This is a genomic window from Nocardia cyriacigeorgica NBRC 100375, assembly GCF_000308555.1.
GTDB lineage: Bacteria > Actinomycetota > Actinomycetes > Mycobacteriales > Mycobacteriaceae > Nocardia > Nocardia cyriacigeorgica.
Genome location: NZ_BAFY01000076.1, coordinates 22383 through 36596 on the forward strand (window position 1 = coordinate 22383; position 14214 = coordinate 36596).

Below are 14214 nucleotides of genomic sequence, written 5' to 3' on the forward strand. Positions count from 1 at the left end.
TCCGTGTCCGTCGTGGTCGTCACCGATTCGTCGGCGAGCCTGCCCGCCGATCTGGTCGGCGAACTGGGCATCGGTGTTGTGCCGCTGCATGTCCTGGTCGGCGACCGGGCAGTGCGTGAGGGCGTCGACGACCTCGATATCGACTACACCAGTGACACTGTGACCACCTCGGCGCCGTCGCCGGGTGAGTTGCGGGCCGTGTACGAAGCGGCGCTCGATCGTAGCGACGGTGACGGCGTGGTGGCCGTACACCTGTCGCGCCAGCTCTCGGGCACCTGGGAGGCGGGCAGGCAGGCCGTGCGCGATATGGGTGCCGACGAGCGGGTTCGCCTGGTCGATTCGCTCGGCGCCGGGTTGGCGACCGGTCTGCCGGTGCTGGCGGCCGCGCGGCGCGCGTGCTCGGGCGCGGCATTGGACGTGGTCTATGACGCCGCTGTCGCCGCGGCGGCACGAGCCAGAACCTTCATCCTGGTCAACCGCACCGAACAGCTGCGCCGGGGTGGCCGGCTCAGCTCGGCGGCATCGTTTTTCGGCAGCGAGCTCGTGACCAAACCGCTGTTGCAGATCGTCGGTGGGCGGCTGGAACTCCGGGAGAAAGTGCGCACCCGCTCCAAGGCCTACGCGAAGCTGGTCGCCGCCGCGGTGGATGCCGCAGGCGAAGACGGTGCGGCGGTGGCGGTGCAGCATCTGGGCGCACCCGCTGCCGCCGACAGCCTCGCCACCCAGTTGCGGGAGCGGGTCCCGGGTGTGGACGAGGTCATCACCGCCGAGTTCGGTCCCGCGCTGGCTGTGCATCTCGGCGTCGGGGCGGTGGGCGTGCTGGTCTTGCCCGGTGGCTGCTGACACCGTCGAATAGTCGCACCCGGTAACCGGCCCGCTACCAGGGTTCCGGCCGCGGCATCGGTGTGTTCGCGCGAGTTTTCCACAGGGCCGCAGTTATCCACAGGCTTCGCGAAGTCGCTGGTCGGCGTCGTCCGCAGGGCTGCTGTCGGTCCTAGCGTTGCCGCCATGTCACGACACGAGGAGCGCGAACGGATCCGGGAACGACTCGGCGTGCTGACCGCACGGGTCGGCGCGGCGCGGGCAGTCGCGGGGTCGGCCACAACGACGAGATCGGGAATTGTCGCGCGATCGGTCGCGGCATCCCGGCCGGGGACGGAGGGGAATCCCGGGCGGGATCAACGATCGCCGGGCCGGCAGTCGGAGGACGTCGACAAGGTCGCGCGCCGACGACCATCCGCCGGCCGGGATCCGGAAGCCGCAGGGGGTCTTCCGGATTCGGACACGACCACCGAGCCCGGACGATGGAATCTGAACGAATTGCCGCCTGATGACCCACCGCGAGGTTACGACGAGCCCGACAACGACGTCGGGGCGGTCGGCACTCCCGGCTGGCTGGACGAGCCGGGCCGCGCGGGCAGCCGGTGGCGAGACCGGCTGGTGCCACCACGCTTTCGCCATACCCGGATGGACCCCGGTCGACGCGGCGTAGTGACGATGGCGGGGGTCGGCCTGGTGGCCGCCCTGGTGGCGGTCGGCGTGGTGCTGTGGGAACGCCCCGTCGCACAACAGGTTCCGCCGATAGCCGCGGCCTACACGGCGGCACCGGCAACGCGCGCTCTGCCGGCCGAGTCCGGCCCGGCCGCCCCGCCCAGCGCAGCCGTGTCGGACGGTGCCACGGCTGAGCTGGTGGTGAGTGTGGTCGGTCTGGTGCACAAATCCGGACTGGTGCGCCTGCCACCCGGATCCAGGGTCGCCGACGCGGTGGCGGCCGCGGGCGGGGCCCGTGACGGCGCCGACCTGGCCGGCATCAACCTCGCTCAGCGCCTGTCCGATGGCGACCAGGTGATCGTCGGCACGGCAGACGGCGAACCCGGCGTCCCTCGACTCGGCAGCTCCACCATCGGTTCATCCGGCCGCTCACCGGGCGCGACGAGTTCGAACGCATCGGGGCCGACCGCAGGTGCCGCGGAGCCGGGCACACGCGTGAACCTCAACTCCGCCACCGAATCCGACCTGGACGCCCTTCCTGGCATCGGCCCCGTCACCGCCCGCGCCATCATCGCCTGGCGCACCACCAACGGCCGATTCACCGATGTCGAGCAGCTCGGTGATGTGGACGGCATCGGCCCGGCCCGCCTCGCCCGGCTGCGTGAGCTGGTGACGATATGAGCCCGCAGTGCCGAGCAGAGGCCGGGACCACCTGGGTGCCTGCTCGATTCGCCGATATCCGGGCGCATGCAGAACAGGCCGGCGGGAGCGTGAGCAGTAGCCGCGCAAGTTCGACATCCGCCCGCCGCGAGCACAGGTATTTCCGCGTCGGCAGGGGTGGTTCGCAACCACGGCGGTCGGCGCTCGGCTATCACGTAACCGGGCACGGTCGATCTGCTACCGTCCGCCTCTCTGCACGGCTACCTGCCGTACCCGGACCGGTCGGATTCGGCGGAAACGATCGAACCACACGCTCGTCGAATGGCAGCTCGGGCGGTGGATGGCGGTGTGCAGGGGGAGATCGGCCGTCGGCGAGCGCGCGGCTGGGCGGGGCCGGCTGTGGCCGATAGCCGGGGTGAGGTCGGGGCGGCCGAGGGTCGTGCGCCGGCTCGACGGGATCGTCGGGCAGCAGTCGTCGCGAACAGCGAGCCCGACCTCGATGAGGACGGCTCCGCGGATGCCCGGCTCGATGGGCGGCTGCTGCCCGCGGCGGTGTGCTGCTGGGTGGTGACGGTGCTGGTACTCGGTGCCGGGTGGCGGGCCGGGGTGCTGGTCGCGGTGGGGGCGACGGTGGCGGCGATGGGGTTGTGGGCGGGATTGATGTGGGCGGTGGCGCATCGGCGGGAGCGGTGGCGGGCCGTCGCGGTGGTCGCGCTGGGCGCGGTGGTGCTCGGTGCCGGTATCGCTGTCGCGGCGGCATGGCGGGAGCAGCGGGTGCAGACCCATCCGCTGCGAGCGGTCCCGGCGGGAATGTCGGTCCGGGTCGTGGTGACGCCGGTCGACGATCCGAAACCCGTGCGCGCTGCGACATTCGGCGATGAGCGGACGTGGCTGGTGCGGGCGAACCTGCAGAAGTATCAGCACGGTTCGACCATCGTGCGCAGCGGGGGAGCCGTCGTCATCCTGGCGACGGGCTCGGCATGGGCGAAGCTCCCGCCCGGGCAGCCCATCGAGTTTCGCGCCCGGGTGTCTCCGCCGCGCCTTCGCGACCTGACCGTCGCGACCTTGCGCGCCCTCGGTGACCCGGCCACCGCGGGAGCACTGCCGTGGTGGCAGCGATTCGCGGGATCGGTACGCGCGGACCTGGTCGCCGCCTCGGCCGCGGCGCTACCCGCGGGCGCTGCCGGGTCGCTGCCCGCGCTCGTCGTGGGGGACACCTCGGCGCTGTCCGATGATGTGCGCCGCGACTTCGAAACAGCCGGACTCACGCATTTGACTGTGGTCAGCGGTGCGAACTTCACGATTCTGTTGACCGTCGTGCTGTTCCTCACCCGGCTGCTCACGCTCGGTCCGCGGATGACCGTCGCGGTCGCGGCCGGAGCGCTGGTGATGTTCGTCGTCATCGCCAGGCCGGATCCGAGTGTTCTGCGGGCCGCGGCCATGGGCGCGGTGACCTTGCTGGCGCTGCTGACCGGGCGGCGACGGCAAGCGCTGCCCGCCCTGTGTGCCGCCGTGATCGGTCTGCTTGCGGTGTGGCCGCAGCTGGCGATGTCGGCGGGCTTCGCACTCTCGGTGCTGGCGACAGGCGCCCTGATCCTGCTGGCACCCAGTTGGTCGGATTGGTTGCGAGCCAACGGCATGTGGCGACTGCCCGCGGAGATTCTCGCGGTGTCCGCTGCGGCGTTCGTAGTGACCACACCGATCGTGGTGGCGTTGACGGGGAAGATCAGCCTGGTCGCTGTTATCGCGAATGTCCTTGTCGCGCCGGTCATCGCACCGATCACCGTGATCGGTGCCGCCGGCGCGGTGCTCGCATCCGCATGGATGCCGTTGGCCGAGCTCGCGTTGCGCTGCGCGGCGCCGCCGATGTGGTGGATGCTGTCGGTGGCCGAGTACCTCGCCGCGATTCCCGGCGCGACGGTGACAGTGCCCGGCGGTTCGAGCGGCGGACTGATCGCCTGTGCGGTCGTCGCAGCGGTGATCTGGCTGCTGCGATCGGTCCTGGTGCGTCGTCTCGTGGCGGTCGTGCTGATCAGTGCTGGGGCAGTGCTGATTCCGGTCCGGTGGTGGTTTCCCGGCTGGCCGCCCGACGGCTGGGTCCTCGCCGCCTGCGACGTAGGGCAAGGTGACGGCCTGGCTGTGGCCACCGGACCTCGGAGCGCCGTCGTCGTCGACGTCGGCCCGGAGCCCCGCGCCATCCGAACCTGTCTGGACCGCCTCGGCATCACCCGTGTTCCACTCTTGGTCCTCAGCCACCCACACGCCGACCATATCGCCGGCCTCGAGGGGGCTTTGGACGGACGCGAGATCGGCGCGGTCGCCATCGGCCCCGGCGAATTACCCGCGCACCGCGTCGGTCCGGCATCGCGCCGTTCTGGACAGGCTTCGGGTGAGGCGATGCCCACCCGATGCGGCCGAGCTCTCGGTACTACCGGCAACCTCGGCGCTCCCGTTCACAACCGTGAAAGCGGTATCCAGGGCGGGGACGGAGAACACCACGACAGCAGACACGCCGGACCCGCTGAGGTGGCGCAAACGCTGCAACGTGCGGGCATTCCGCTGACAGAACTCACCGCGGGCTGTCGATTGACCATCGGCGACCTGGTGCTCGACGTGCTCGCACCGTCGGCGCCGCGCTCATCCCCGCACGGGTCCGCTGGATCCGGATACCGCCAACGACCGCTCGATCGTCCTCGTCGCGCATACGGCCGCTGGGCGCATCCTGCTCACCGGCGATATCGAGGCCGCGACTCAGCGCTCATTGCTGAGCTCCGGCGTTCCCCTCCGCGCCGACATCCTCAAGGTCCCCCATCACGGGTCCCGCACCACCACACCCGAATTCCTGCACGCCGTCCACCCGCGCCTGGCCATCATCAGCGCAGGAGCCGACAACACCTTCGGCCACCCGCATCCCGGCATCCTGTCCGACCTGCAATCGCTGGGATCCACCATCGCCCGCACCGACCGCGACGGTGCGATCGCCATCACTTCCGCCGATGCTCACCTGCGCATCCACGTCGCGGGCCGCGGTCGCGAGCGGCGCTGCCCTGCTGCGAACAGGGGCCGTCGCCGGTCGGATCGGTTCCTATCGGCGACGGCGGTAATCGGCGCTTCTACAAGAGCGCGGGGTCGAGAGCCTCGGCCATCCTTCGGTACCCGGCATCGTTCGGATGCAGGTGGTCACCGGAATCGTAGGCGGCCAGCAGCACCGCCGGATTCGCCGGATCGGCCAGGGCCCGTTCGAAATCGACAACGGCGTCGAACTCTCCCGATGTCCGGATCCATGCATTCAGCGCGCGCCGCTTGGCTTCCGACCTCGCACTGTCATGAGTGGAACCGCCGAAGGGCAGCAGCGTCGCCCCGATCATCCGGATACCGTGCTCGTGCGCCAGACCGATCAGGGTGCGGTAGCCGGCGATGATCTGCTCCACCGGCACATCCGGGTTCGGCTCGTAGGTGGGTTGGTCCGATTCGCTGAAACCGATGTCGTTGACGCCCTGCAAGAGCACGACGGTGCGCACCCCAGGCTTGTCGAGCACGTCACGCCGGAAGCGTGTCGTGGCACGGTCGCCGTACCAGGCGGTGTCGTTGGCCACCAGGTTTCCACCGATGCCCAGGTTCAGCACCGCGCGCTGCCGCCCCGTCGCGGCCAGCCGGTCGGCGAGTGCGTCCGGCCAGCGGTGGTTCGCACCCGGAGTGGAACCGAAGCCGTCGGTGATCGAATCGCCGAAGGCGACCACCGTATCGCGACGCCCGGCCGCACCCGCCACCTCCACATCGACGAGGTAGTACCAGGAGCTGGTGCGTTCGGTGAATGCCGCCCCACCGATATCGCTTCGGTGGTCCCCGGCGGCGCGGTAGGAGTCGGTCCATGCCTGTGAATGGAAGGTGGCCGGTCCGGTGGTCTCCCGCAAGTAGAGCGTCACGGTGACCGAGTCCATCGGGTCGACCGGCAATGGCGCCGCGTCGCTGGATATTTCACCGCCCGCCGCGATCTCCACTGTCGCCGCGCCGTCGAAGGTCAACTGCCGGAGGGTTTCCGGCCGTAGGGCCGCGCCATCGGCTGCGGCGGCCACGGTCGCCCCGGTGATCCGCAGCGGCGCCGCGCCGAAACGGTTGGACAGGCGGATGCGGATCCGGTCGCCGCCGTTGGAGACCCGGACCACTTGCCGCAGCGTCTCGTCCGAGAACCCCGCCTCCGACCAGTTCGGCCCGAACCCGATGCTCGGCCGCTGAGCCGCCGCGGACCAGCCTGCCGACCACTCCGGAGCGTCTTGCGCCGCGATATCGATGCCACATGCCGCGGTGAACAACATCAGCGCCGTGAGTAGGGCGACTCCAAGTCGCCGCGCCGAGAACCTCATGACCCAAGCCTCATTTCGTCTGCGCTGCCGAGCGGGCACTCGGCACGTCGGAGTTAACGGGACTGTGGTGCCGTTAATTCCCTATGGGTTCGTGCGGGCCGCACTCGGTTCGGGAACGACCGCGCCGCGGCTTGCCCCGAGGCCGGTGGATCTGTTCACGGCGCGGAACGCTGAGGTGGCGGGGGCGGCCGACATGTCGGACCCCGACCGTAGGATCGGGGGCGTGAGCGAACGGCCTGCGGCGGTCCACCTGGTGCTCGGGGACGAGGAGTTGTTGATCGAGCGTGCCATTGCGAGCGTGGTCGCGCAGGTCAGGGCGGGGGCGCCGGATCCGGAGGGGGTGCCGGTTGACCGGCTGCGTGCGGGGGAGGCGAGTACCGCCGAGCTGGCCGAATTGTTGAGTCCGTCGCTGTTCGCCGAAGATCGGGTGATCATCCTGGAATCGGCGGCCGAAGCGGGTAAGGACGCGGTCGCGGTGATCACCGACGCGGCGGCCGAACCACCCGACGGCGTGGTGCTGATGGTGGTGCACTCCGGTGGTGGGCGGGCCAAGGCGCTCGCACCCGCGCTGCAGAAGGCGGGAGCGGTGGTGCACAACTGCGCCAAGCTCACCAAGGCGTCCGAACGTGCCGAGTTCGTCCGCGCCGAGTTCCGGGCGGCGGGTGCCCGGGTCTCCGGCGAGGTGGTGCAGGCCGTGATCGAGGCCGTGGGCTCGGACCTGCGTGAGCTGGCCGCTGCCAGTTCGCAGCTGACCGCCGACACGGGCGGGAAGATCGACGTCGCGGCCGTACGGCGGTACTACTCCGGCAAGGCCGAGGTGACCGGATTCGATGTCGCCGAGCTTGCCGTCACCGGGGATCGTCCCGGCGCGATGGAGGCCCTGCGGTGGGCCACCGACCGGGGTGTGCCGCATGTTTTGCTGGCCGACGCGCTGGCCGATTCGGTGCACACCATCGCCAAGGTCGGCTCGGCGGGTCGTGGCGATCCGTTCACATTGGCCGGCCCGCTCGGTATGCCGCCGTGGAAAGTGAAGAAGGCCCAGGCGCAATCCCGCGGCTGGACCCCCGCCACCATCGGCTCCGCCCTGCAAGTCGTCGCGACGCTGAACGCCGACGTCAAGGGCGGCGCGGCCGATTCGGCCTACGCGCTCGAACACGCGCTGATGCAGATCCTCGACCTGCACGGCCGCTGACACCGCCCGCACCACCAAGGCCGTAATCCGCCGCACGACCGGCAACACCAGCAGCAGTGAGACCCGATCGCCCACGACCGCAACCAGAGTCCGACCGAGAGCCCCGCCGCTCGGCGCGGCGTAGGCCTCATCGGCGAGATCGGCGCGCGCGTAGTTGCTGGTGAGCACCCCACTGCCCAGCGGCGACCACGCGATCCTCGCTGCCGGCAATGCTGGTCGATCACCGCTTCGACATCCTGGCGTGGAATCGGGAAATGAGCCGGCTGCTGCTCGATATCGACGGGCCGGCTCCCACGCACCGCAACACGAGGCGGTTGTGCCTGACGCACCCCGGCATGCGCGAGTTCTACTGGATCGGGACCAGATCATCCACAAGATCTGCGGGCGGCGCATCCCGATGATCGGGCGCTGGCCGACATGGTGGCCGAGTTCGCCGCGCTCAGTCCCGAGTTCGCCCGGGCCTTGGCCGAACACGACGTGCGAGTGCGCGGCCGCGGTCGTGAGCGGCTGAACCACCCGGAGGCGGATCGCGGTCGATTTCGAGGTGCTGATGTCGCTGCAGGAGACCGATCAGCGGCTGGTCATCTACCGGGCCGCCGGCGCCGCGTCACAGCAGGGCCTCGATCGCCTGGCCGCCCTCGACCACGCCCGCGAACGCAGCGTCTGAGGACGACGGTCGGCCCGCCGCACGGGCAGCGGGCCGAAGGGGCGGGTCCGGTGTCAGCTCAGTCGACGGCCGTGAGCTCGGCCGGTTCTTCGTCGTCGGATTCCTCGTAGCGGCCGTCCCACTCCTCGTAGGCGGGCGCTTCCTCGTCGCGGGTGACGATCCATTCCATCGAGTAGGTGTCGTCGCCGAGCGGGACGGCCACGTTCTCGATCTTCACCCCGATATTGAGCACCTCGGCGGCGCGGATCACCTCCGGGAGGTCCTCGGCACGCACCACGGTCTGATTCGCATACAGGGTCACCATGGGGCGAATCGTACGGCAGCCGGCCGACAGGAGCGCGACCGCTGGGGGCCGGGCGGGGCAGACAGCGAAAGCCGCCGCGGTCGTCGTGGCCGCGGCGGCTGGAGCGTCGAGACGGTACCGAGCGGTACCGGGTGGATCAGAGCTTGTTGAAGGCCAGCGAGAGCGCCGACTTCTTGTTGGCGGCCTGGTTGGCGTGGATGACGCCCTTCGAGGCGGCCTTGTCGAGCTTGCGGCTCACGAAACGCAGACGCTCGGCGGCAGCGTCCTTGTCGCCGGCGGCGGCGGCTTCGCGGAAGCTACGGATGGCGGTGCGCAGCGCGGACTTCACCGACTGGTTGCGCTGACGCGCTTCCTCGTTGGTCCGGATCCGCTTCATCTGGGACTTGATGTTGGCCACGCCTGTATCCTCTGGTTTCCTTTGTCGCTGATGGATGTCTCTGAAGTCTGGTAGCGCGCATCGCGCCCTGCGATAACGCCGGGCATCGGTAACGCTGCGCCGAAGATCGAGGGTACCAGCACGCTCGCGGCACACGAAATCGGTCCAACGCTGCCCGCCCACGTCGCCACCTCGAACGCGGATGCGCACCGCCCGCGCAGGCGATCACCCGCCGACGCGGCGGTCGCCGAAATCGTTGTGGCGGTCGGCTACCTGGCGTAACGTTCATTTTCACTTCGGCCGTACCAGTTTTTCCAGCAGGACCCAGGACTACCCGGTGTTCTCCGCCGAGGCGGGGACGATCCTCTCGGAAGGCGGACCTCATGTCACCTACTGCGCAGGAAGTCGTCGAAGAATCCATCGAGCTGAAGCCGATACCCGAACCCAAGAAGTGGGCCGCCGAATCGCTCGGCACCTTCATTCTGGTCATGGGCGGCGTCGGCACCGCGGTGCTGGCCGGGGAGAAGGTCGGCGCGCTCGGGGTCGCGCTGGCGTTCGGTCTGACGCTGATGTTCCTCGTCTATGCGATCGGCCCGATCTCCGGCTGCCACGTGAATCCGGCGGTGACGATCGGGCAGTTGCTGATGGGGCGGCTGTCGACGGTGAGCGCGGTCGGCTACGTCATCGCCCAGCTGATCGGCGCGTTCCTGTCCGGTCTGGTGCTGTTCGCCATCGCCAAGAATCTGCCCTCCTACGACCGCTCGGTCGACGGGCTCGGCGCCAACGGCTGGGGTGAGCACAGCCCGTCCGCGCAGACCGGCCCGCTCGGGCACGTGGTGGTCCAGGACGGCTACGGCATGGCGGCCATGATCATCGTCGAGGTGATGCTGACCGCGCTGCTGGTGTTCGTGGTGCTGGCCTCCACCGACCAGATCTCCGATGTCCCGCTGGCCGGTCTGTCGATCGGTGTGACTCTCGCGGTCATCCACCTGATCTCCATCCCGGTCGACAACACCTCGGTCAACCCGGCCCGCAGCCTCGGCGTCGCGCCCTATCAAGACGGTGCGATGGCCCAATCCTGGGCTTTCGTGGTCTTCCCGCTGATCGGTGGATGCCTCGGCGCCCTCATCTACGGCATGCTGTTCGGCCGCTCGCGCGACATGATCAGCTGACCTCGCCACAACCGGACCCCGCGTCGACCAGGTCGGCGCGGGGTCTGTGTGTGTCAGCTCCAGTGGTATTCGATGACCAGCCGGTGCGCGATCACATCGAAGGTCTTGCGCGGCAGGATCGCACCCTCGCGGCGGATGCCCGCCTCGGGAACATCGAGGACGCGGTCGAGGCGGACCCAGCTGGGCCGGCCGTCGTGGTCCCAGCTGCCGCTGCCGATCCCGACCCAGTTGCGGTCGTGGGCGCGCACCGGATTCGACGACAGCATCAGCCCGAGCAGAGTGCGGCGGTCCCGGCCGACCACGAGCACCGGCCGGTCCTTGCCGTTGGCCGGATCTTCCTCGAACGGCACCCAGGTCCACACGATCTCGCCTGGGTCGGCCCGCCCGTCCAGGTGCGGGGCGTAGACGATCTGGCGGGCGCGTTCGGCGGTGGGCACCGGGGTGGAGGCCGCGGGGCGAACCGGGACGGCGACGGCCTTGCGCGGCGGCGCGAGTGAGCCGACTGCCCGCTCCAGCAGGGTGGAGCGTTGCAGCTTGCCGACCAGTTTCGGCGCCTGCGACTTGACGATCTTGGGACCCTGCTCCTTCGCGATGAGGCCGAGCTGCTTGCCGAGAGAGTTCCAACTGCGGGCCATCACTGGAATATAACGGCGAGCCGCCGTGATCACATCCGTACCGAAGCGGCCCACCTGCCCTCGATCACCGTGTGGCCGCCGGTAATTGCCGCAATGCACGGGCCAGCGGAGGGCGCCGGCCCCCGCCCATGGGACGATGGAGCGCAGTTCGCCGATACCCGAATGAGGAGTGGAGTGCCCGCCAGCTTCGCCGACACGACGTTCACCGATCCGTCGAGGATCCGGAACTTCTGCATCATCGCGCACATCGACCACGGCAAGTCGACGCTGGCCGACCGGATGCTGCAATTGACCGGAGTGGTCGAGGAGCGGCAGATGCGCGCCCAGTATCTGGACCGGATGGACATCGAGCGCGAACGCGGCATCACCATCAAGGCCCAGAACGTCCGGCTGCCGTGGACCCCGCGCAGCGGCGAACACGAGGGCACCGACTTCGTGCTGCACCTCATCGACACACCCGGCCACGTCGACTTCACCTACGAGGTCTCGCGTGCGCTGGAGGCCTGTGAGGGCGCGATCCTGCTGGTGGACGCCGCGCAGGGGATCGAGGCGCAGACCCTGGCCAACCTCTACCTGGCGCTGGACAAGGATCTGACGATCATCCCGGTGCTGAACAAGATCGACCTGCCCGCCGCCGACCCCGACCGCTACGCGGCCGAGCTGGCCCACATCGTCGGCTGCGAGCCGTCGGACGTGCTGCGGGTCTCGGGTAAGACCGGCGTCGGTGTGGCCGAGCTGCTCGACGAGGTGATCGCCCAGGTCCCGCCGCCGCAGGGCCAGGCAGATGCGCCGGCGCGCGCGATGATCTTCGACTCGGTCTACGACACCTACCGTGGCGTTGTCACCTACATCCGCGTGGTGGACGGCAAGCTCACCCCGCGCGAGAAGATCAAGATGATGTCCACCGGCGCGACCCACGAGTTGCTCGAGATCGGCATCGTCTCGCCCGAACCGAAACCCACCCAGGGTCTCGGCGTCGGCGAGGTGGGCTACCTGATCACGGGTGTGAAAGATGTGCGCCAGTCGAAGGTCGGCGATACCGTCACCGCGGCGCGCGGCGGCGCGACCGAACCGCTCACCGGCTACCGCGAACCGCGCCCGATGGTGTACTCCGGCCTCTATCCCGTCGATGGCTCCGACTATCCGGATCTGCGCGATGCCCTGGAGAAACTGCAGCTCAACGATGCCGCGCTGACCTACACCCCGGAAACGTCGGTGGCGCTCGGCTTCGGATTCCGTTGCGGCTTCCTCGGTCTGCTGCACATGGAGATCACTCGCGAGCGGTTGCAGCGCGAGTTCGACCTGGACCTGATCTCGACCGCACCGAACGTCGTGTACCGGGTGGAGATGGAGGACGGCAGCGAGCAGGTCGTCACCAACCCGTCGTACTGGCCGGAAGGCAAGGTACGTCGCGTCTTCGAACCCGTCGTGAAGTGCACCATCATCTCCCCGAGCGAGTTCATCGGCTCGATCATGGAGCTGTGCCAGTCGCGCCGCGGTGAACTCGGCGGCATGGACTACCTGTCGGAGACCCGGGTCGAGCTGCGCTACACGCTGCCGATGGCCGAGATCATCTTCGACTTCTTCGATTCGCTGAAATCGCGCACCCGCGGCTACGCCAGCCTCGATTACGAAGAGGCTGGCGAGCAGGAATCGCAGCTGGTCAAGGTGGATATCCTGTTGCAGGGCGAGGCGGTCGACGCGTTCAGTGCCATCGTGCACCGCGACGCCGCGCAGGCCTACGGCCACAAGATGACCACCAAGCTGCGCGAGCTCATCCCGCGTCAGCAGTTCGAGGTGCCGATCCAGGCCGCCATCGGCTCGAAAATCATTGCCCGCGAGAACATCCGCGCCATCCGCAAGGACGTGCTCGCCAAGTGCTACGGCGGTGACATCAGCCGTAAGCGCAAGCTGCTGGAGAAGCAGAAGGAAGGCAAGAAGCGGATGAAGACCATCGGCCGGGTGGACGTCCCGCAGGAGGCCTTCGTCGCGGCACTGTCCTCGGACGCGCAGTCGGACAAGCCGAAAGACAAGAAATAGCGCGCGATCTCGGGTTTGTTCAGGGATAATGGCGCGTCGGCCGGTGCCGGCGTCGCCACCCGGTAACTGGGGGCTGGAGCAATTCGCGTGGCGTTGTTAACTTTTTCGGCGTCCCGGAGGATGTGACAGCTGGGTTCTGCACAAATATGGTGGTACCTGATCTTCACTCTCGGTCGGTCCGGCGTGGTGAGGATGCTGGAAGACCCGAGAGTGGAGTTGTCGTATGACGCGTGACCTGCCCTTCGACGGCGATTTCGAGGCCGACGAGCGTGGCGGCGACACTGCCTACCGTGTAGCGAGTGGTGTCGCGCGGGTAGCAAGGGGCGGCGCATACGTCACCGGCGGCGCACTGGTGGCCGCCAACGGTGGTGGGGTTCCGGCTCAGCCTGGCGAACATCATCTGGATAGCTGGAATGCCGGCTGGGCGCGCAACAGCGATCCCGATCCCGATGTCCCGAGCCCGGTGCTCACCTTCCCGGACCCCGTTCCCGGCGACTACACGCAGACTCCGGTCGCCGATCAGGGACCCGACGTCGATGCTCCCGGAGCCGACCCGTGGGTCACCATGCCGCTGCCCCGCCTCGACGGCAGCGTTGGCAGCAGCAACGGGGGCGGTACCGACGCGGGCTTCGGACTGCCGTCGTTGCCAGGAAACGGTTCCGACAGTATGCGGGTGCCCGGTTCGAGCGGTGAGGGCGTGCCGGGTATCGGCGGCATCCCCGGCGCCGGCGGCGACGGCGTCCCTGGACTCGGTGGTATCCCCGGCGCCTCCGGTGAGGGTGTTCCCGGACTCGGCGGTCTGCCCGGTTCGACGTCGGAGGGTGTACCGGGTATCGGTGGAATCCCTGGTGCCGGTGGGCAGTCGAACGGTTTCACGCTGCCCGGCACCGGTGCAGGCGAGCTCGCGGAGCCCGGTGGTCAAGGCTTCGGCCTGCCCGGGCACGGGCTCGGCCAGGCCGGGCACGGCTTCGGACTGCCCGGCACCAACGGCTTCGTCGCGCCCGGCTCCAACCCCTTCGGCATGCCGGGCGCCTCGCCCGTGGCCCAGCCGGAGACCGGCGCGCCGGGTGCGGGCGATCCGTTCGACGGCATCGGCAACGGCGACAATCTCGGGGTCTTCCTCGGTACCGAGCTGAGCGTCGACTTCGGCATCGGTGCGGACGGGATCTACCTGAACACCGCGATGAAGGTCGACTTCGCCGTCGGCAATGTCGGCGATGAGCTGGACCAGTACACCGACTGGCTCGCCGACGGCATACGCGTGCCCGACGGCTCCCGTACCGCTGTCGATGCGGGCGAGTCCGGCGGCGGGC

The 14214-nt window shown here is 69.1% G+C and carries 11 protein-coding genes and 2 pseudogenes; 9 read left to right on the forward strand and 4 right to left on the reverse strand.

Annotated features, from left to right (window positions below; all coding sequences use genetic code 11):
* Positions 1-3: 3 nt before the first annotated feature.
* From RJ05_RS07330 to RJ05_RS29840, 3 genes are all read left to right on the forward strand, one after another.
* Positions 4-843, forward strand: coding sequence for a DegV family protein (locus RJ05_RS07330; protein WP_036534676.1), 840 nt, complete (start codon positions 4-6; stop codon positions 841-843).
* Positions 844-1320: 477 nt separating this feature from the next.
* Complete coding sequence (locus RJ05_RS07335) at positions 1321-2172, forward strand: ComEA family DNA-binding protein (protein WP_228828739.1); 852 nt, start codon at positions 1321-1323, stop codon at positions 2170-2172.
* Positions 2173-2472: 300 nt separating this feature from the next.
* Complete coding sequence (locus RJ05_RS29840) at positions 2473-5346, forward strand: ComEC/Rec2 family competence protein (RefSeq protein WP_181062494.1); 2874 nt, start codon at positions 2473-2475, stop codon at positions 5344-5346.
* On the opposite strand, the gene RJ05_RS07345 is transcribed toward RJ05_RS29840, so the two are convergent.
* On the reverse strand, positions 5265-6515 hold the full coding sequence (locus RJ05_RS07345; protein ID WP_081597212.1) for an SGNH/GDSL hydrolase family protein: 1251 nt from the start codon (positions 6513-6515) through the stop codon (positions 5265-5267). The genes RJ05_RS29840 and RJ05_RS07345 overlap by 82 nt on opposite strands.
* Before the next feature lie 223 nt (positions 6516-6738).
* Here RJ05_RS07345 and holA point away from each other — a divergent pair, with 223 nt between their 5' ends.
* The 3 genes and pseudogenes from holA to RJ05_RS32865 all read left to right on the forward strand — a co-directional run.
* A complete protein-coding gene (gene holA / locus RJ05_RS07350) occupies positions 6739-7707 on the forward strand; it encodes a DNA polymerase III subunit delta (RefSeq protein WP_194985027.1) in 969 nt (322 codons plus the stop codon).
* 209 nt (positions 7708-7916) lie between these two features.
* The gene (locus RJ05_RS30730) at positions 7917-8108 is read left to right on the forward strand and encodes an MmyB family transcriptional regulator (protein ID WP_138445778.1); all 192 of its coding nucleotides are present in this window, start codon (positions 7917-7919) and stop codon (positions 8106-8108) included.
* A gap of 16 nt (positions 8109-8124) precedes the next feature.
* Positions 8125-8190: pseudogene (locus tag RJ05_RS32865) on the forward strand (hypothetical protein); the annotation flags it as partial.
* A 242-nt stretch (positions 8191-8432) separates the two neighbouring features.
* On the opposite strand, the gene RJ05_RS07355 reads toward RJ05_RS32865, so the two are convergent.
* Both RJ05_RS07355 and rpsT read right to left on the reverse strand, forming a co-directional pair.
* Positions 8433-8678 carry a hypothetical protein gene (locus RJ05_RS07355; RefSeq protein ID WP_036534678.1) on the reverse strand — a complete coding sequence of 82 codons (246 nt, stop codon included), beginning with the start codon at positions 8676-8678 and terminating at the stop codon, positions 8433-8435.
* Between the two features lie 136 nt (positions 8679-8814).
* Positions 8815-9075, reverse strand: a complete 261-nt coding sequence (gene rpsT / locus RJ05_RS07360) for a 30S ribosomal protein S20 (RefSeq protein ID WP_014349721.1) — start codon at positions 9073-9075, stop codon at positions 8815-8817.
* Between the two features lie 362 nt (positions 9076-9437).
* Between rpsT and RJ05_RS07365 the strand changes: the two genes are divergently transcribed.
* Positions 9438-10226 carry an aquaporin gene (locus tag RJ05_RS07365; protein WP_036534681.1) on the forward strand — a complete coding sequence of 263 codons (789 nt, stop codon included), beginning with the start codon at positions 9438-9440 and terminating at the stop codon, positions 10224-10226.
* A 53-nt stretch (positions 10227-10279) separates the two neighbouring features.
* Here the strand turns inward: RJ05_RS07365 and RJ05_RS07370 are convergent, their stop codons facing one another.
* The gene (locus RJ05_RS07370) at positions 10280-10861 is read right to left on the reverse strand and encodes a type II toxin-antitoxin system PemK/MazF family toxin (protein ID WP_036534706.1); all 582 of its coding nucleotides are present in this window, start codon (positions 10859-10861) and stop codon (positions 10280-10282) included.
* A gap of 162 nt (positions 10862-11023) precedes the next feature.
* On the opposite strand from RJ05_RS07370, the gene lepA reads away from it, so the two are divergent.
* Together lepA and RJ05_RS32735 are read left to right on the forward strand one after the other, a co-directional pair.
* The gene (lepA, locus tag RJ05_RS07375) at positions 11024-12901 is read left to right on the forward strand and encodes a translation elongation factor 4 (protein ID WP_036534683.1); all 1878 of its coding nucleotides are present in this window, start codon (positions 11024-11026) and stop codon (positions 12899-12901) included.
* A gap of 223 nt (positions 12902-13124) precedes the next feature.
* Positions 13125-14214, forward strand: a pseudogene (locus tag RJ05_RS32735) (hypothetical protein); the annotation flags it as partial.